Annotated in this window: 13 protein-coding genes; 2 read left to right on the forward strand and 11 right to left on the reverse strand. The window is 72.5% G+C overall.

Features of this window, described 5'->3' with window-relative positions:
• Positions 1 to 445 precede the first annotated feature (445 nt).
• Positions 446 to 1,453, reverse strand: coding sequence for a stage II sporulation protein M (locus tag ABT085_RS00855; RefSeq protein WP_351600111.1), 1,008 nt, complete (start codon positions 1,451 to 1,453; stop codon positions 446 to 448).
• Positions 1,454 to 1,583: 130 nt separating this feature from the next.
• On the opposite strand from ABT085_RS00855, the gene ABT085_RS00860 reads away from it, so the two are divergent.
• On the forward strand, positions 1,584 to 2,597 hold the full coding sequence (locus ABT085_RS00860) for an RDD family protein (RefSeq protein ID WP_351600113.1): 1,014 nt from the start codon (positions 1,584 to 1,586) through the stop codon (positions 2,595 to 2,597).
• A 123-nt stretch (positions 2,598 to 2,720) separates the two neighbouring features.
• Here ABT085_RS00860 and ABT085_RS00865 read toward each other — a convergent pair whose 3' ends face one another.
• From ABT085_RS00865 to ABT085_RS00900, 8 genes are all read right to left on the reverse strand, one after another.
• The gene (locus ABT085_RS00865; RefSeq protein WP_351600115.1) at positions 2,721 to 3,335 is read right to left on the reverse strand and encodes a hypothetical protein; all 615 of its coding nucleotides are present in this window, start codon (positions 3,333 to 3,335) and stop codon (positions 2,721 to 2,723) included.
• Positions 3,336 to 3,511: 176 nt separating this feature from the next.
• Positions 3,512 to 4,969: an adenosylhomocysteinase gene (gene ahcY, locus ABT085_RS00870; protein WP_351600116.1), complete on the reverse strand. Its 1,458-nt coding sequence runs from the start codon at positions 4,967 to 4,969 to the stop codon at positions 3,512 to 3,514.
• Between the two features lie 395 nt (positions 4,970 to 5,364).
• Positions 5,365 to 6,345, reverse strand: a complete 981-nt coding sequence (locus ABT085_RS00875) for a cation diffusion facilitator family transporter (protein WP_351600118.1) — start codon at positions 6,343 to 6,345, stop codon at positions 5,365 to 5,367.
• A gap of 139 nt (positions 6,346 to 6,484) precedes the next feature.
• Positions 6,485 to 7,636 carry a mannose-6-phosphate isomerase, class I gene (gene manA, locus ABT085_RS00880; RefSeq protein WP_351600120.1) on the reverse strand — a complete coding sequence of 384 codons (1,152 nt, stop codon included), beginning with the start codon at positions 7,634 to 7,636 and terminating at the stop codon, positions 6,485 to 6,487.
• 65 nt (positions 7,637 to 7,701) lie between these two features.
• On the reverse strand, positions 7,702 to 8,835 hold the full coding sequence (locus ABT085_RS00885) for an SIS domain-containing protein (RefSeq protein ID WP_351600122.1): 1,134 nt from the start codon (positions 8,833 to 8,835) through the stop codon (positions 7,702 to 7,704).
• A gap of 29 nt (positions 8,836 to 8,864) precedes the next feature.
• On the reverse strand, positions 8,865 to 9,035 hold the full coding sequence (locus ABT085_RS00890; protein ID WP_152895083.1) for a Trm112 family protein: 171 nt from the start codon (positions 9,033 to 9,035) through the stop codon (positions 8,865 to 8,867).
• Between the two features lie 703 nt (positions 9,036 to 9,738).
• A complete protein-coding gene (locus ABT085_RS00895) occupies positions 9,739 to 11,103 on the reverse strand; it encodes a phosphomannomutase/phosphoglucomutase (RefSeq protein WP_351600125.1) in 1,365 nt (454 codons plus the stop codon).
• 153 nt (positions 11,104 to 11,256) lie between these two features.
• Positions 11,257 to 11,679, reverse strand: a complete 423-nt coding sequence (locus tag ABT085_RS00900) for a DUF3499 domain-containing protein (RefSeq protein WP_152894381.1) — start codon at positions 11,677 to 11,679, stop codon at positions 11,257 to 11,259.
• Positions 11,680 to 11,960: 281 nt separating this feature from the next.
• Here ABT085_RS00900 and ABT085_RS00905 point away from each other — a divergent pair, with 281 nt between their 5' ends.
• Positions 11,961 to 12,410 (forward strand): metallopeptidase family protein, encoded by a 450-nt coding sequence (locus ABT085_RS00905; protein ID WP_351600245.1) that lies wholly within the window; start codon positions 11,961 to 11,963, stop codon positions 12,408 to 12,410.
• 33 nt (positions 12,411 to 12,443) lie between these two features.
• Here the strand turns inward: ABT085_RS00905 and ABT085_RS00910 are convergent, their stop codons facing one another.
• Together ABT085_RS00910 and ABT085_RS00915 are read right to left on the reverse strand one after the other, a co-directional pair.
• Positions 12,444 to 13,985, reverse strand: coding sequence for a DUF5719 family protein (locus ABT085_RS00910; protein ID WP_351600127.1), 1,542 nt, complete (start codon positions 13,983 to 13,985; stop codon positions 12,444 to 12,446).
• Positions 13,982 to 17,746: a glycosyltransferase family 2 protein gene (locus ABT085_RS00915; protein ID WP_502982582.1), complete on the reverse strand. Its 3,765-nt coding sequence runs from the start codon at positions 17,744 to 17,746 to the stop codon at positions 13,982 to 13,984. Before ABT085_RS00915 ends, ABT085_RS00910 begins: the two co-directional genes overlap by 4 nt.
• Positions 17,747 to 17,871: the final 125 nt, after the last annotated feature.

Genomic DNA, 17,871 nt, shown 5'->3' on the forward strand with positions numbered 1-17,871 from the left:
CCGATCGGCCGGAGACGGGGTATCAACATATCTGGCGTTGATTTTTGGCACGCTGTTGAGTTCTCAAGGAACGGACGCTTCCTTTGTACTCACCCTCTCGGGCTTTCCTCCGGGCTTTTTCCCTTCGGTCTTGCGTTTCCGACTCTATCAGACCGTTTCGCGATCCGATTTCCTCGGTGCTTTCCAGGTTTCCGCTCTCGCGTTTCCCTTTCCGGCGGTTCCGACTTTATCAGAAGTTTCGGGCCGTTTGTTTCGGCCATCCATTCCGAGTGAATCGGGGCTTCCCGGAATCAATGTTCCAAGGAGCAGGAAGACTACTCACCGTTGCCGACCGGATCAGGTCCAGTTCCAGGCAACTGCTCAAATCTACCTCCCCACGCGAGCTGCGTCAACAGCTCTTGCGGGGCGAAGAAGAGATTAACAGCTCTGGAGGAGTGTTCGCACATCAGGCGGCCGTCGGCACGGACGCGCTGCGCTCGGCCTCCTCGATGTCGCCCGTCTCCCCGGCACGGGCGGCACGGCCGCCCAGGATGTACACGTACGCGAGAAAGGCCAGCTCAGCGGCTACGCCGATGCCTATGCGGGCCCAGGTCGGCAGGCCCGAGGGCGTGACGAAGCCTTCGATCGCGCCGGAGACGAAGAGGACCAGGGCGAGCCCGATCGCCATTCCCACTGCGGCGCGTCCCTCCTCCGCGAGGGCCGTGCGCCGGCTGCGCGGACCGGGGTCGACAAGGGTCCAGCCGAGGCGCAGACCGGTGCCGGCGGCGACGAAGACCGCCGTCAGTTCCAGCAGACCGTGCGGGAGGAGAAGGCCGAGGAACGTGTCCAGCCGTCCGGCGGAGGACATCAGGCCCAGGCCGACGCCGAGGTTCAGCATGTTCTCGAAGAGGATCCACAGGACGGGCAGGCCGAGGAAGACGCCGAGGACCAGGCACATCGCTGCGGCCTGGGCGTTGTTCGTCCAGACCTGGGCCGCGAACGCGGCGGCCGGATGGGACGAGTAGTACGTCTCGTACTCGCCCCCCGGGCGGGTGAGCTCGCGCAGTTCGCTGGGGGCCGCTATGGAGGACTGCACGTCGGGGCTGGTGCCGATCCACCAGGCGAGCAGTACCGCCACCACGGTGGACACCAGGGCGGTGGGCACCCACCAGTGCCGGGACCGGTAGACCGCGGCGGGAAAGCCCTGGGTCAGGAAGCGGGTGACGTCACGCCACGACGCGGTGCGGGTGCCGGCCACCGCACCACGCGCGCGTGCCACCAGCTGGCTGAGCCGGCCGGTCAGCTGTGGATCAGGAGCGCTGGACTGGATCAGCGAGAGGTGGGTGGCGGTGCGCTGGTAGAGGACGACGAGTTCGTCGACCTCGGCTCCGGTCAGCCGGCGCCGACGCTTCAGCAGGGTGTCCAGGCGGTCCCACTCGGCTCGGTGGGCGGAGACGAAGACGTCGAGGTCCATCGGTTTTGCCTGCTCCTGAGCTGTTCGTCGGCGGCTCGTCGTGGTGTCGGCTTTTCGTACTGCGGCGCGATGCGCCCTCAGCTTGGCAGACTGACCGTTCTCGGGGCAGGTCAGGGAAGGGACGGCGGACGTGAGTGAGCTGGTGACGGGCGAGGCGGTGGCTCTGGAGCTACGCCCGGCGAGGCTGCCCAGCAGGACTTTGGCCATCTTGCTCGACGTGGCCGTCGCCGTGGTCGTCTACGTCGCGGTGATGGTGGTCCTGGTGCTGTCCACGGCTTCCCTGGACGAGGCCGCGCAGATCGCGGTGTCGATCGCGGCGTTCCTTCTCGTGCTGGTCGGCGGGCCGATCGCGGTGGAGACGCTCAGCCACGGGCGTTCGCTCGGGAAGATGGCGGTCGGGCTGCGCGTGGTCCGCGACGACGGCGGGCCGATCCGGTTCCGGCACGCGCTGGTCCGGGGTGCGGTCGGTGTGGTCGAGATTCTGCTGACGCTCGGGGTGGTGGCCGTCATCGCCTCGCTCGTGTCGGCGCGGGGACGACGGATCGGGGACGTGTTCGCCGGGACTCTGGTCGTACGCGAGCGGGTGCCCGCGGCGCAGACCGGCTTCGTGCCGCCGCCTCCGCCCTGGCTCGTCGGACGCTTCTCCGGGCTTGATCTGTCCTCGGTACCCGATGATCTGTGGCTCGCGATCCGGCAGTACCTGACCCGGATGCGGCAGTTGGACCCGCAGGTCGGCTGGGCCATGGCGGCGCGGCTCGCCACGGATCTCGCGGACCGTACGGGGACTCCCGTGCCGCACGGAGTGGTGCCGGCCGCCTATCTGGCGGCGGTGGTGCAGGAACGGCAGGCCCGGGAGGCCCGACGGGCCTTCGGGAACGGGACGTCGGCCACCGCACCCGCCGGCGGGGTGCCGGTCGCGTACGGCCCGTATGCCTCCCCTGTGTCCCCCGCCGTGTACCCCGCCCCGGCTCCTGCCGCCGACGTGGTTCCGGTCCCCGCCGCTGACTCCCCCGCGCCTTCCGCGCCGCTGCCCGCGCCGCACGGTACGGCGGGCGGGTCCACTGTGCCGGGGGACGCGCCGTCGGACTCCTCGGGGACCACGCCGCCCGACCGCCCCTCGTCCGGGTTCGCGCCGCCCGCGTGATCTCCGCGGGCCGCCGGCTCGGCAGCGTTGCCCGTCCGTCGCTCACCGGCCGTTCCGGCCGGTCCCGGCGGTCCGGGCGGTTCCGGCGGTCCGGGCGGTTCCGGCGGTCTGTGGTGCCTCGCCTCAGGCGAACACCGACGGCGGCGATTCCAGGTCCTCAAGCTCGATCCCCGGAGCCGCGAGCACCACGTCGCCGGCGAGGTGCACGGTGTGCCGCTCACCCGTGTCCAGGGCTGTGACCTGGTACTCGTCCACGGTCAGAGGCCCATTGTCAGTGGCGTGTGTTTCTCTCTTCACCAAGGCCCAGGACTGGTCCACGGTGCGCGGGGCGAGGACCGGGTCGGTGAAGGCGACCAGGCGTACCCGGGTCGCGGAGGCGGAGGGGGTGAGGCGCAGCAGCCGGGCGGTGGCGACGAGGAACGCGGGGGACGTGCCGGTGAAGGCGTGTGCCGGGACATTGCCTTCGGCGGCATGGGCGCCGGTGGGGTCCGTACGGACCCAGGTGACGCCGTCCAGGGCGGCGCCGCGGACCTGCCAGCCCCTCGCGTGGAGTTCGAGTCGGATGGGGCGGCCCAGCTCGTCGAGGGCGAGGTCGACCGAGCCGGTGTGCTCGCCCGAGGCGGAGGTCAGCTGGGAGACGTAGCGCCAGCCGGAGGGGCCGGGGGCGCACTGGAAGTGCTCTTGTGCGAGGGGGGTGTGATCGTGCGGATCGTGGAGCGAATAACGGCCGCGGGGCATGGGGGTCCTGAGTCTTGACGGGCTGGCCGGAGCGTCGTGACGGGTGGTTCCGGCTGGGGGCACCAATGGGGCAGGCCCCCGACACGGGGGTGCGGGGGCCTGTCTCGGAGGTGCTGGGGTCCGCTGCGGAGGAGCGCGCCGGGTTCGTGGACGCGCTCACCGCGGGCGGGCGGGGCTCAGTAGCGGTAGTGGTCCGACTTGTAGGGGCCCTCGACCTCGACGCCGATGTACGCCGCCTGCTCCGGGCGCAGCGTCGTCAGCTTGACGCCGAGCGCGTCCAGGTGGAGCCGGGCGACCTTCTCGTCGAGGTGCTTGGGCAGCGTGTAGACGCCGATCGGGTACTCCGACTGCTTGGCGAACAGCTCGATCTGGGCCAGTGTCTGGTCCGCGAAGGAGTTCGACATGACGAAGGAGGGGTGACCGGTGGCGTTGCCCAGGTTCAGCAGACGCCCCTCCGACAGCACGATGATGACCTTGCCGTCGGGGAACTTCCAGGTGTGGACCTGCGGCTTGACCTCGTCCTTGACGATGCCGGGGATCTTGGCGAGGCCGGCCATGTCGATCTCGTTGTCGAAGTGACCGATGTTGCCGACGATCGCCTGGTGCTTCATCTTGGCCATGTCCGCGGCCATGATGATGTCCTTGTTGCCCGTCGTGGTGATGAAGATGTCGGCCTTGTCGATGACCTCGTCGAGGGTCGTGACCTGGTAGCCGTCCATCGCCGCCTGAAGGGCGCAGATCGGGTCGATCTCGGTGATGATCACGCGGGCGCCCTGGCCGCGCAGGGACTCCGCGCAGCCCTTGCCCACGTCGCCGTAACCGCAGACGACAGCGGTCTTGCCGCCGATCAGGGTGTCGGTGGCGCGGTTGATGCCGTCGATCAGGGAGTGCCGGCAGCCGTACTTGTTGTCGAACTTCGACTTCGTCACCGCGTCGTTCACGTTGATCGCGGGGAACAGCAGGACGCCGTCGCGCTGCATCTCGTACAGGCGGTGGACGCCCGTCGTGGTCTCCTCGGTCACGCCGCGGATCTCCGAGGCGAGCTGGGTCCACTTCTGGGAGCCGTCGCTGATCGTGCGGTTCAGCAGTTCGAGGATGACGCGGTGCTCGTCGGACTCGGCGGTGTCGGGCGAGGGGACCTTGCCGTCCTTCTCGTACTCGACGCCCTTGTGGACGAGGAGGGTGGCGTCACCGCCGTCGTCCAGGATCATGTTCGGGCCGCCGGTGGGGCTGTTCGGCCAGGTCAGCGCCTGCTCGGTGCACCACCAGTACTCCTCCAGGGTCTCGCCCTTCCAGGCGAAGACCGGGACGCCCTGCGGGTTGTCGGGCGTGCCGTTCGGGCCGACGGCGATGGCCGCGGCCGCGTGGTCCTGGGTGGAGAAGATGTTGCAGGAGGCCCAGCGGACCTCGGCGCCGAGGGCGACCAGGGTCTCGATGAGGACGGCGGTCTGCACCGTCATGTGCAGGGAGCCGGTGACGCGGGCGCCCGCGAGGGGCTGCGTCTCGGCGTACTCCTTGCGGATCGACATCAGGCCGGGCATCTCGTGCTCGGCGAGGGTGATCTCCTTGCGGCCGAACTCGGCCAGGGAGAGGTCGGCGACCTTGAAGTCCTGTCGGTTGTCGACAGTCGTCATTGCGGGCTGCTCCTCGGTATCGGGGCGAGGTGGATAGGGCTGTTCTGCGCGGCGGCGGACACAGGGGTGCCCGAAAGGGGCACAGCCATGCCGGCGTGTGCGCAGCGCAGTCCGTCCGTCGGAGGCCCTCTCTCCCTCGGCCGGTCCACACCGGGACCGCCCGACCGCCATCAGCAGCGACGTCTGACTTCACCCCAAGCTACACCGGCGGGCCCGCCCGCCCCAGTCCGTCTCGGGACGCACCTGGCCGATCTCGGCCGCAGCAGGGGGGCTTGTCCGGCCCGAGCGGGGGTGGGCCGGAGGTCGCCGCCCTGGTCGGGCGGTGTGGGCGGCGGTGCCGGTACCGCCGCCGTGGCCCGCGCTGCTCCGACGACGGAGCAGGATGTCGGCCGGGATCAGTGGCCGGATGTGTCCGGGGTCGGGCCGCCGGGCGTCGCAGCGGGGTTCGGGCCCTTGGCGGCCTGGGCCTCGCTGTAGATGTCCGGCTCCAGGTAGATCACGCGGGCGATCGGGACCGCCTCGCGGATGCGGGCCTCGGCGGCGTCGATGGCCTTCGCCACCTCGGTGGCCGTGTCGTCGTGCTGGACGGCGATCTTGGCGGCGACCAGCAGTTCCTCGGGGCCGAGGTGGAGCGTGCGCATGTGGATGACGCGGGTGACCGTGTGGCCGTCGACGATCGCGGCTTCGATCTTCCTGACGTCCTCGGTGCCCGCGGCCTCGCCGAGAAGCAGGGACTTGGTCTCGGCGGCGAGGACGAGGGCGATCAGGATGAGCAGGACACCGATGCAGACGGTGCCGATGCCGTCCCAGACGCCGTCGCCGGTGAGCAGGGAGAGGCCGACGCCGCCGAGGGCGAGGACCAGACCGATCAGGGCGCCGAAGTCCTCCAGGAGGACGACGGGCAGCTCGGGTGCCTTGGCGCGGCGGATGAACTGCGACCAGGACAGCGCCCCGCGCAGTTCGTTCGACTCCTTGATGGCGGTGCGGAAGGAGAAGCCCTCGGCGATGATCGCGAACACGAGCACGCCCACCGGCCAGTACCAGTGCTCGATCTCGTGCGGGTGCTGGATCTTCTCGTAGCCCTCGTAGACGGCGAACATGCCGCCGACCGTGAAGAGGACGATCGAGACGAGGAAGGCGTAGATGTAGCGCTCGCGGCCGTAGCCGAAGGGGTGCTGCGGGGTGGCCTCACGCTGTGCCTTCTTGCCGCCGACCAGCAGCAGGGCCTGGTTGCCGGAGTCGGCGAGCGAGTGCACGCCCTCGGCGAGCATCGAGGACGAGCCGCTGAACGCGAACGCCACGAACTTCGATGCCGCGATCGCGAGATTGGCCCCGAGTGCCGCCACGATCGCCTTGGTGCCGCCTGACGCGCTCATGTGTTCGCGTTGTCCCTTCGCCTTCGTGCGTACGCCGTCCGGGGCGCCGCCCGCGGGTGGCTTTGCCCGTCCTTTGCCGGTGGGACATTGTTGCAGCCCGGTCCGGCGCCGACACGGCAGGCCACCCGCGCAGGACGCTTCAGACGATCACGGTGGCCCTGAACACCGTGCCGACACCGGACACTTCGGCTTTTTCACCCGCCGGGACGAACACGGACTGCCCGGGGTGCAGCTCGTGTTCGCCCGCCCGTACGGTTCCGGCCGTGCAGAGCAGGATCTGCGGGGTCGTCCGCGTGAGATCGCGGGCGGGGCCGCCGTCGGCGAGGACGTACCGGGACAGCCGGAACTCGTCGATGGGGGTCTCGTAGACCTCCTCGCCGTCGGGCGAGGCCTCCGGGCGCAGTACGCCGGGGTCGGCGGCCTCGAAGCGCACGACGCGCAGCAGTTCGGGGACGTCCACGTGCTTGGGGGTCAGCCCGCAGCGCAGGACGTTGTCGGAGTTGGCCATGATCTCGACACCGAGGCCGCCGAAGTACGCGTGCGGGACGCCGGCGCCGAGGAAGAGGGCCTCGCCGGGCTGGAGTCTGACGTGGTTGAGCAGCAGCGCGGCGATGACACCGGGATCGCCCGGGTAGTGGTGGGCGAGGCCCGCGTACGGGGCGTAGTCGCCGCCGAGACGGTCGCAGGCGGCTGCGGTCTCGGCGACCGTGTGGGCCATCTGCTCGCGGTCGGCGGTGAGGATCGCGGTCAGCACCTCGCGCAGGGCCGCTTCCTCGGGATGGGCGTGCAGCAGATCGACGTACGGCTTGAGGGAGTCCACGCCGAGGCCGTCGAGCAGCTCGGCGGCCCGGAGCGGTTCACGGAAGCCGCACACCCCGTCGAACTCGGTGAGAGCACAGATCAGTTCGGGCTTGTGGTTGGCGTCCTTGTAGTTGCGGTGGGCGGCGTCGACGGGTACGCCGTCGCCTTCCTCCCGGGCGTAGCCCTCCTTCGCCTGCGCCAGGTCGGGGTGGACCTGGAGGGAGAGGGGCGCGCCGGCCGCGAGGAGCTTGAGGAGGAAGGGGAGGCGGGGGCCGAACCGGGCCACCGCCGCAGCACCGAGTTCCTTCTCGGGGTCGGCGTCGACCACCTCGACCAGGGTGCCGCGGTCCGTGCGCGAGGGTGCGCCGGGGTGGGCACCCATCCACATCTCCGCCTGCGGCTCACCGGTCGGTTCGACGCCCAGCAGGGTCGGGATGGCGGTGACGGAACCCCAGGCGTAGGGGCGGACGGTGTTGTCGAGGCGGTCCATGCTGAGTTTCAGTCTCCGTGGGTACGCGGCGCGGCGAGCGCCGGCCGGAAGGTGCGGACCAAGGATCAGGCACCGGAAGCGAGCGCCAGGTAAACGGCGGCGAAATCGGTGATGGCGATCAGTTCCGCGAGGGTCTCCAGTTCGCCGCCGGTCTCCGGCTCCAGTTCACTGATCGGCGTGTCGTGACTGAGGACCAGGTCACGGGCGGAGGGCGCGGCGGTCAGGCCGCCGGTGGGGCGGTCGCGCAGCAGCACCACGCGCGCGTGGAAGGCGGGCGGTTCCTCCACCCGGTCGCGGAAGAAGTCGTCCGGGTCGGCGCTGGCGGCGAGCGGGCCGGCCAGCAGGGCGCTGTGCGCGGCGAGCGCCTCGGGCAGTTCGCCCACGAGGGCGGGGCGGCCCGCGAGTTCGGCGAGGGCCGCGGAGAAGCGGCGGCCGGCCGGGCCGGCCGAGACGCCCTCGGTCCAGATCACCGGCAGGGAGTCGGCGAGTTCGGCGGCCAGGGTCTTGGCGGGGTTGCTGTAGGTCGCGATGGCGGGACCGCAGCGTTCGGCGATGTGGTCGAGACGGTCGGCGACCTTCTCGACGGCGTCGGGCGGAGCGGTGAGCAGACCGACGCGGTCCAGGAGGGCCAGCAGCGGGGTGAGCAGCGCCCAGAAGACCCCGGGCGCGGAGGCGGTGAGGGGTGGTTCGTCGCCCTCGTCGTACGGGGCGGTCGCCATCGGTACGAAGAGACCGTGGGCGCCGGCCACTGCCTCGACGAGCGGGGTTCCGGCGGGGGCCACCGCGACGACGGAGCAGCCCCGGCGGTAGGCCTGGTCGGCGAGGAGGGAGAGGGACGGCTCGGTGCCGTCGGGGGTGGCGATCAGCAGCAGGTCCACCGAGCCTGCCCAGCCGGGGAGTTCCCAGCGCAGGGCGCCGGACGCCGGGGCGACGCCGGTGGGGGCCAGCCGGGTGACCGGGCTGCCGGCGCCGGCGAGGGTGCCGAGCAGGTCGGCGGCACAGGTGGCGGCGGCACCGGGGCCCGCGATGAGGACGGCGCGTGGGCGGCCGTCGGGCTTGAGGTCGTGGACGCCCGCCTCGGCGGCGTGCCGGGCGGCCGTGCGCACCCGGGCGCCCGCCTCGGCGGCGCCGCGCAGAAGGGCGCGGCGGTCGGCCGCGGCGAGGGCCTCCGGTGCGTCGAGCAGCGATTCGTCGAGCATGGGTGGCAGTCTCCGATCCCCGGTCGTCGTTACGCGGGGCGGCGGGCCTCGTCGACGAGGAGGACGGGGATGCCGTCCCGGACGGGGTAGGCCAGACCGCAGTCCTGGCCGGTGCAGACCAGTTCGTCGTCCTGCTCCGTGATCGGCGCGTGGCAGGCCGGGCAGGCGAGGATCTCCAGGAGGCCGGCTTCGAGCGGCATGGGCGGTCCCTTCGGCGGGTGCGTGCGCGGTATGCGCGCGCGTGTGCGGATGTGCCTGGTCAGGGTACCGCCGGTGGGGGCGGGGTGTTGGGGGTCGGGCGGGCGGCCACGGAAGGCCGGGCAGGACGGCCGCACAGGGGCGGGCGGTACGACGAGAGCCGGGCGGCAGGGCCACGCGGAGGCGTGCGGCAGGCCGCTGAGGTCAGGCGGGGTGGGGTGGAGTGGTGCCGTGCGCCGACGGGGCGGAGTGGTGCCCTGCGCCGACGGGGCGGAATGGTGCCCTGCGCCGACGGGGCAAAGTGGTGCCGTCGGCCGACAGGTGGACCGGTCACGCGCACCGAAACGCGGGCCGGTGACTCGGGGTCAGTGGATCGGGGTCAGTGGCGGAGGTCGGTGAGCGCACGTCGGTGAGCGCACGTCGGCGGACGGACGTCGATGAGCCCACGTCGGTGAGGCGACGTCGACCGACCGACGTCGGCGAGCGCACGTCGACGAGCGGACGTCGACGAGCGGACGTCGGCGGACGGACGTCGATGAGCCCACGTCGGTGAGGCGACGTCGACCGACCGACGTCGGCGAGCGCAGGTCGGCGGACGGACGTCGGCGGACGGACGTCGGTGAGCGGCGGGACTGTAACGGGCGTGGACTGCCGTGGGAGCCGGCCCGTCGCTCGCCCCGCCGTTCCGTGGCGTACGCGTGGCGGTCAGGCGCGGATGATCGCCAGGACCTCGTCGCGCACCGTCGCCATCGTCGCCGCGTCCCGTGCCTCCGCGTTGAGGCGCAGCAGCGGTTCGGTGTTGGAGGGACGGACGTTGAACCACCAGTCGGAGGTGCTGACTGTCAGACCGTCGAGGTCGTCGAGGGTGACGTCCTCGCGGCTGCCGTACGCCGCCCGGATCGCGGCGATGCGGTCGGCCTGGTCGGCGACGGTGGAGTTGATCTCGCCGGAGCCGGTGTAGCGGTCGTACTGCGCCACCAGGCCCGACAGGGGGCCCTCCTGGCCGCCGAGGGCCGCCAGGACGTGCAGGGCGGCCAGCATGCCGGTGTCGGCGTTCCAGAAGTCCTTGAAGTAGTAGTGGGCGGAGTGCTCGCCGCCGAAGATCGCGCCCGAGTTCGCCATCTCGGCCTTGATGAACGAGTGGCCGACCCGGGTGCGGACCGGGGTGCCGCCGTTCTCCTTCACCACCTCGGGGACTGTCCAGGACGTGATGAGGTTGTGGATGACGACGCCCTTGCCGCCGTTCCTGGCCAGCTCGCGCGCGGCGACCAGGGCGGTGATCGCGGACGGCGAGACCGGGTCGCCGTGCTCGTCGACCACGAAGCAGCGGTCCGCGTCCCCGTCGAAGGCGAGGCCGAGGTCGGCGCCCTCCTCGCGAACCCGCTTCTGGAGGTCCACGATGTTCGCCGGGTCCAGCGGGTTCGCCTCGTGGTTGGGGAAGGAGCCGTCCAGTTCGAAGTACATGGGGACGACGGTCAGGGGCAGACCGGCGAGGACGGTGGGCACGGTGTGGCCGCCCATGCCGTTGCCCGCGTCGACGACGACCTTCAGGGGGCGGATCGAGGTCAGGTCGACGAGGGAACGCAGGTGGGCCGCGTAATCCTCCAACGTCTCGCGCCGGGTGACGGTTCCCGGCGTCGCGGCCGGCGCGGGGGCGCCCGACTCCGACCAGCGCTCAGCCAGTTCGCGGATCTCCGTCAGCCCGGTGTCCTGGCCCACGGGCGCCGCGCCCGCGCGGCACATCTTGATGCCGTTGTAGCGGGCCGGATTGTGCGACGCCGTGAACATCGCGCCCGGAAGACCGAGCGAGCCCGAGGCGTAGTACAGCTGGTCCGTCGAGCAGAGACCGATCTCGGTGACGTCGGCGCCACGGGCCGCCGCACCCCGCGCGAAGGCACGGGACAGGCCGGGCGACGACGGCCGCATGTCGTGGCCGGTCACGATCGCGTCCGCGCCCGTCACCTGGACGAAGGCGGCCCCGAACAGCTCGGCCAGCGTCTCGTCCCACTGGTCCGGGACCACCCCGCGCACGTCGTACGCCTTCACGATCTGTGACAGATCAGCAGCCACGGCCAACCCTTCTGAAAGTCCTGTCGGTCGCCCCAAACTACCCGCACGGGCCGACACCGCAGGGTGTGGACGCATAGTGGACGCGAAGTGGACCTCCGGCCGTAACGTCAGGTCGGATGACGTCGGGTCAGGTCGGGATCCGGTCGGGTCGGGTCAGTTGTCCGGGGAGCGCAGCACCCGCAGATGGCCACGGCGCGCGACCTCCATCGGGTCGGCCGCACGGGCCCCGCCGCCACCGGCCGCCCGCTCCTGGGGACGGGCCGCCTCGCGCACCGCGTTGGCGAGCGCTTCCAGGTCGTCGCCGCTGGGCCGGGCCGGTGCCGAGGCGTCCAGAAGCCTGACGACCTCCCAGCCGCGCGGGGCGGTGAGGCGCTCGGAGTGCTCGGCGCACAGGTCGTAGCAGTGGGGTTCGGCGTAGGTGGCGAGCGGGCCGAGAACCGCGGTCGAGTCGGCGTAGACGTACGTCAGCGTCGCAACGGCGGGTCGGCCGCAGGCGGTGCGCGAACAGCGACGTACAGGGCTCACGACGTTGGACGGTACCGCACTCTTGAGCGGGCCGCGACGACTCTCCCCCAGGTCACCCCACCGTGTCGTGTCGTGAAACGCTCCCCGCGCCCCTCCGGACACCCCCTGCCGACCTGCGTCGACCCCCGATTTCAGGGCCTTGGGCAGGCCCTCATCCGGTCACGACTCAGTACAAACACCGTCAATTGTCTTGAGATCGACGATCGCGAAGGGGTACGGAAACGAGCCGGACCTTGGCTGGAATGGTCATCCCGAAACATGCCGTGCGGATGGGCCGGATGTCGCGCGGGGGCCGGGCGGGCGGTCCCCGCGGGGTCTACGCTTCAGCGGTGATGGACAACGCCGTACCGCCCCCCGCCGCCGGCCCCGGGCCGCGCCGCCGTGATCGCCACGGGCGTGGCATCCGCGGCCCGATCGCGCCGCCGCAGGTGCCGCTCGCCGCGAGCCGGGCCGAGGTCTTCGCGGATCTGGTGCAGGACTCGGTGGAGCGCCTGGAGCGGCACTGGCCCCAGCTCGCGGACATCGACTTCCTCGTGCTGGAGGTGCCTCGGCTGGACGGGCCGGGCGAACCCTGGAACGACGAGGCGGTGCCGCTGGGCGGGACGATCCCCGCGCGCGAGGGCCGCCCGGCGCGGGTCGTGGTGTACCGGCGCCCGGTCGAGATCCGCACGAAGGGGCGCGACGAGCGGGCGGCGCTGGTGCACGAGGTCGTCGTCGAGCAGGTCGCCGAGCTGCTGGGGCTGACGCCGGAGACGGTGGATCCGCGGTACGGGGAGGACTGAGCCGCCCCCCGGCCGGCCGGGGGGCGGGCCGCTCTACTGCTGGAGCACCGACAGGTCCTGGTCCGCCTCGGGCACCGCCACGGTCCCCCGGTCGTCCGGCAGGGTCTGCACCGTGAAGCCCGAGACGTCGTCCTTCGTCACCGCGAGCATGCGGGCCGCGTAGACCGGGCCGCCCGACACGGCCTCCACGGTCAGCGCGTACGTGCCCTTCAGGCCGCTCGGGACCGGCAGCTCGACGTCCTGGGTCGTGCCGCTCTTGATGGTGTACGTCTTGCTCTGCGCGGTGCCGCCGCCGCTGCCCGCGGACGCCGTGACCTTGACCTGCGCGGTGCCCTGGGGGGCGGTCAGGGACAGGGTGGTGCCCTTGGCGCTGTTGTCGGCGGCCGTCGCGCGCGTGCCGACCGGGCTCGTGGCGGGGATGAACGCCGTCTCCTGCCCGCTGCCCTTGCCGCGGACGACCCGCAGCGCGGCCACGACCGGTACGGACTGGCCGGTCGGCGTCAGGACCAGCGAGCCCGCCTCGCCGCGGGTGACGTCGGCGAGGTCGAGGGTGGTCGTCATCCGGGACTTCACGTGCAGCGTCTCGTGCCCGGCGGGGGTGATCAGGCCGGAGGGCGAGGCCAGCCGCACCTTCAGGTCGGCGTCGGCCTCCCCGGGGGTGAACACGACCAGGGTGACGTCGGTGGCGTCCTTGGGGATGCCGGGCAGGACGAGGCTGTCCGCCGGGTCGGCGGCCGCGGCCAGCCAGTCGCCGCCGAGCTTGTCGTCCAGGGCCTGCACGGTGGCGCCGATCCGCCCGCTGCGGGCGGTCACGTGCACGGTGAGGCCGTCCTGCTTCTCGCTGGTGAGGGTGGACAGCAGGATCGGCTCGCTGGAGTGCGGCTGGACCGTGATGCCGTCCGCGACGGTCGACTCCAGGGCGCCGTCCTTGCCGTAGAGCCCGATGTCGACGACGGCCGCGGAGTCGTCGGGGTTGGTCATGTGGAGGTAGTCGGTGCGGTCGGCGAGGGTACTGACGCCGGGGAACCAGAATTCCGTGTCCGGGGGCGTGCAGCTGACGCCCAGCACGCCGCGGCCGCTGCCGACGGCGACCTGAGTGGTCTCCTGGACCGTCCAGCCGGGCGCGAACTTACCCTCGGCGGTGCCGAGGAGCCCCGGCGCGTCGCCGCCGGAGGTGTCCCCGACGGCAGGCGTGCCGGGCTCCTTGGGCGTCAGGACGGGCTTGGCGGCCTTCTTGGCGTCGGTCTTGGCGTCCTTGCCGTCGGCCTTGCTGTCCTTGCCGTCGCTCTTGGCGCTGCCGGTGCCGTCGGCCGACTCCTGCGTGGCGGACTGGAGTTCGGCCGTCCCACTGCTGCCGGTGCCCTGGGTGACGGGCGTGAAGGACGTGTACGACGTGTCGGCGATGTCGGAGGTGCTGGGCGCCGGGCAGACCAGGCTGGTGCGCTCCACGGGCTGCTGGGCGGCCGCCTTGGCGGTGTCCGCGCCGACGGCGTCCGGCGGGTTGAGCGCGGCGAACCCGGTGACGGCGGCGAGCGCTGCCGTCCCGGCGATCAGGGACAGGGTGGTGCGGTTCACTGCTGACTCCCGTCGGGGCGCTCACTGCCGTTGCCGTGCGGCTGCGTCGGGTCGTACGTCATGTCGTAGCCAGGCGGATACGTCGGGTCGTACGCCTGCTCGTACGTCTCGTCGTACGTCTGGTCGTACGACGCCTGCCGGGCCTGGCCGCCGCCGTAGCCGTACGGGTCGTACTGGCCGCCCTGGCCGCCCTGGTACGGGTCGCCCTGGTAGGGATCGGCCTGGTACGCCGGGTCGTACGCGGCCGCCTGGTACTGCTGGGCGCCCTCGTACTGCCGCTCGTCGCCGTAGGGGTCGTACTCGGCGTCCTGGTAGCCCGCCGACCCGCCCTCCCAGTCCTGGCCGCGCTCGTCCTGGTCCATCGCGGTGTCGTACGACTGCTGCCGGGGGACCGTGACGGAGGTCTCCTCCTGACCGGGGGCCGGGAAGCCGTCCTCCTCGCCGAACTCGCCGGTCTCGGTGCCGAGATCGCCGTCGGCCTCGGCCTCAGCCTGGGCGCGCAGCCGGCGGGCACGGCGGCCCTCGCCGGAGGCGGCCTCGGCGGCGAACGCGGGCTCCTCGGGGAGGTCGTCGTCGATGTCCCGGCGCCGGCCCGGCAGGGCCAGCACGACGAGCACGACGGCCAGCGCGCCCTGGGCCCACATCCAGGCGGTGTGGGTGAACGGGTCGTCGTAGGTGACGTCCAGTTTCCCGCCGGAGGAGGGGAGTTCGAAGCCCTGGGCCCAGCCGTCGACGGTGGTGCGGGTGAGCGGCTTGCCGTCCAGGGTGGCGGTCCAGCCGTCGGCCGCGGAGTCGGCCAGCCGCAGGACCCGGCCGTCGGCACCGGACGGCAGGGTGGTGTGGATCTCGACCGGTCCGGCGGCGACCGGCGTCGGGGCGCCCGAGCCGGACTTGGCGACGACGGCGGCGCGGGAGACCTCCTGGTCGACCCGCCACAGCGCGCTGCCGTTCTGCTCGCTGAGCCGGGACAGGCCGGGAGTGGCGTCCAGGACGCGGGTGATCTGGCGGGGCGCGCCCTTGTGGACGAGGACGTAGCGCACGGCGAAGCCGCCGAGCTGGTCGGCCTGGTCGGCGCCGGAGCCGGCGACGAGGTTGGCTACGACCTTGTCGAGCTTGTCGTTCTCGCCCTGGGCCGCGGCGAGTTCGGCGTCGCCGAGGCGGGCGCCGGAGCCGCGGACCAGTACATAGCCGACGCGGGAGGTGGAGTCGCTGTCGAGGACCAGGGTGCGAGCCTGGTCACGGGTGCTGCCCTCCTCGGCGACGAACGCGGGCACCTGCACCGGGTCGCGCCGCTCCAGCGGGCCGTCGGCGCCGCCGATCATCCAGCCGGCGGCCACGAGCAGCGGGCCCGCGGCCGAGGCGAAGACGATCAGCGCGGCCACCGGCTGCCGCCAGCCGAAGCTCATCTCGGCCACCCGTGCGCGTGCCCCGTCCGCGCCGAGCACCGCGGCCGACAGCAGGGCGAGACCGTAGACGAGGGTGGCCGGGCCGGCCCAGGTGGAGCCGTTGGACAGGACCGCGAAGACGAGGCCCACCAGGGCGACCGCCCAGGCCTTCCAGATGCCGGACCGGCGCTCGGAGCGGACCAGGGCGGCCAGTGCCGCCAGCACGATGCCGATGAGCATCAGCCCGTTGACCGTGCCGGGACCGCCCGGGCTGGCGCCGAGCAGGTCGAGGGCGGAGGCGGCCGAGGGGCCGTAGTCGAGTCCGGCCTCCTGGAAGAAGCCGAACGGCAGCAGGGACAGCGACCAGGGGGCGAGGACCAGCAGGGGCGTGCCCAGCTGGACCAGGAGGCGCAGGGCGTGGGCGGGGAGGTCGCCGCGGCGCACCACCAGTACCGCGACGCCGAGGACCAGCGCGATCGGCCACACGATCGGGGTGAACGCGGTGGTGATCGTCAGCAGCAGTGCGTACGCCCAGGTCGCGCGCCAGCTGCCGCGGGCGCCTGAGGCGCTCGCCAGGCCGCCGGCCGCGACGCCCGCGCGGGCGATGAGCGGCAGCAGCACGGCCAGGACGGCGGTGCCGATGCGGCCGCCCGCGAGCGCGCCGGTGGCGGCGGGCAGGAAGGCGTAGACGACGGCCGCCCAGGCGCGCAGCAGGCTCGACTCGACGAGCGGGCGGGAGGCGAAGTAGGCGGTGAAGCCGGCCAGCGGCACCGAGCAGACCAGCAGGACCGTGACGGCGAGTCCGGTCGAGCCGAGCAGGAGCGAGGCGAGCGTCGCCACGATCGCCAGGTACGGCGGTGCGGACGGGGTGCCGCCCGCGCCCACCGGATGCCAGGCGTCCAGATAGCGCGACCACAGCTCGCCCGCGTCGGGCGGGGCGGGCAGCAGGGCGCCGCCCGCCAGCGCGCCGGAGCCGAGGAGTCCGCGGCAGGCGACCAGGGAGACGAGCAGCAGCACCAGGAAGAGCACCGGGCCGGGCTTGCGGGCGATGCGCTTGAGCCGGGCGAACTGCTCGATCTCCAGGAAGTCGGCGTCGTCGCCGCCGGGGCCGGACTCGACGGCCCCGCCGTGCCGTCCCGCGCCGGAGACGGCGTCGGGGTCGGAGCCGCTGAAGAAGTTGCCTGCGGCCTGTTCCACGGTGGCCCGCACGGTCGCGCCGGGCGGCGGGAACAGCGGCCGCAGCTCGCCCTTGTCGACCAGTGGCCTGCCTCGCCTGCGCCGTCCGGCGATGATCCGCTCGGGCCGCAGCAGGGTGCCGAGGAGGCCGCGGATCTCGTCGACGGCCTGGCCGGGCACCTTGCCGACGAGGTAGGCGAGGGTGCGCACGAGCGTGCCGACGACGAGCCGGAGCAGCACCCAGGGCAGCACGGCCGTACGCGTGTTGACGAGCAGGGTGTAGACGGCACCCGCCTTGTCGACCTTGTGCGGGGAGGCCGTGGTGCGGCCCGCGCAGTCGACGGCGCGGCGCTCGCGGGAGGCCGCCTCGGCATGGCGGACGACCGCCTCCGGGGCGACGAGGACGCGGTGACCGGCGGCGTTGGCCCGCCAGCACAGGTCGACGTCGTCACGCATCAGGGGCAGCCGGCGGTCGAAGCCGCCGAGTTCCTCGAAGACGTCGCGCCGGATCAGCATGCCCGCGGTGGAGACGGACAGCACCGGCTGGATGTGGTCGTGCTGTCCCTGGTCCTGTTCCCGGCGGTCCAGGCCGGTCCAGCGGCGGCCGGAGTGGGCGATGGTGACGCCGACCTCCAGCAGCTGCCGGCGGTCGTACCAGCCGCGCAGCTTGGGGCCGACGACGGCCACGTCGTCGCGCCCCAGTTCGAGCTCGTTCTCCACGACGCGCAGCAGCTGGGCCAGGGCGTCGGGTTCAGGGGCGCAGTCGTCGTGCAGCAGCCACAGCCACTGGACGGGCTCTCCGTGGGGGAGCTCCGGCAGGTCGTAGTTGTCGTCGCGCCAGCTGCGCGTGACGGGGTCCCAGCCGCTGGGGCGCTTGAGGTACGGCAGCTCGTCCGGGGTGAGGACGGGGGCCGCGCGGTTGGCCTCCTCGACGGCCTGGCCGAAGCCGGTGCGCCGCGCGAGGTGCAGTACGCGGTCGTCGCCGAGGGCGTCGCCGACCAGCAGGGCGGACTCGTCCGCGCTGCCGGTGTCGGCCGCCACCGCGTACTGCACGGGGCGCTCCTGGCCGAGCAGCCCGGCGAGCGCGTCGGGCAGCCAGCGGGCACCGTCGTGCGCGACGAGGACCGCCGTCACGACGTGGCGCGGGAACTCAGGGGTGGCAGCGTCTTGTTGAGCTGCCATGTGGCTGTGCACGGACATCGAGGTACGGGCCCCGGTTCGGTGGACTGCGGTGGACGCCTGTGCCCACGGGGGACAGCGGTGCGTCTCGGACGAGCGACCACACTATCGGCTGGGCAGCACAGCGGCCCGCCGCCTGTGGACAA

Origin of the sequence: Streptomyces sp. NPDC002265, from assembly GCF_040296125.1 — a bacterium.
Taxonomy (GTDB): domain Bacteria; phylum Actinomycetota; class Actinomycetes; order Streptomycetales; family Streptomycetaceae; genus Streptomyces.

What these genes read in the sequence shown, in the direction of transcription:
- ABT085_RS00855 (WP_351600111.1), bottom strand. Translation starts at nt 1,453, where the DNA reads ATGGACCTCGACGTCTTCGTCTCCGCCCACCGAGCCGAGTGGGACCGC.
- ABT085_RS00865 (WP_351600115.1), bottom strand. Translation starts at nt 3,335, where the DNA reads ATGCCCCGCGGCCGTTATTCGCTCCACGATCCGCACGATCACACCCCC.
- ahcY (WP_351600116.1), bottom strand. Translation starts at nt 4,969, where the DNA reads ATGACGACTGTCGACAACCGACAGGACTTCAAGGTCGCCGACCTCTCC.
- ABT085_RS00875 (WP_351600118.1), bottom strand. Translation starts at nt 6,345, where the DNA reads ATGAGCGCGTCAGGCGGCACCAAGGCGATCGTGGCGGCACTCGGGGCC.
- manA (WP_351600120.1), bottom strand. Translation starts at nt 7,636, where the DNA reads ATGGACCGCCTCGACAACACCGTCCGCCCCTACGCCTGGGGTTCCGTC.
- ABT085_RS00885 (WP_351600122.1), bottom strand. Translation starts at nt 8,835, where the DNA reads ATGCTCGACGAATCGCTGCTCGACGCACCGGAGGCCCTCGCCGCGGCC.
- ABT085_RS00890 (WP_152895083.1), bottom strand. Translation starts at nt 9,035, where the DNA reads ATGCCGCTCGAAGCCGGCCTCCTGGAGATCCTCGCCTGCCCGGCCTGC.
- ABT085_RS00905 (WP_351600245.1), top strand. Translation starts at nt 11,961, where the DNA reads ATGGACAACGCCGTACCGCCCCCCGCCGCCGGCCCCGGGCCGCGCCGC.
- ABT085_RS00915 (WP_502982582.1), bottom strand. Translation starts at nt 17,746, where the DNA reads ATGTCCGTGCACAGCCACATGGCAGCTCAACAAGACGCTGCCACCCCT.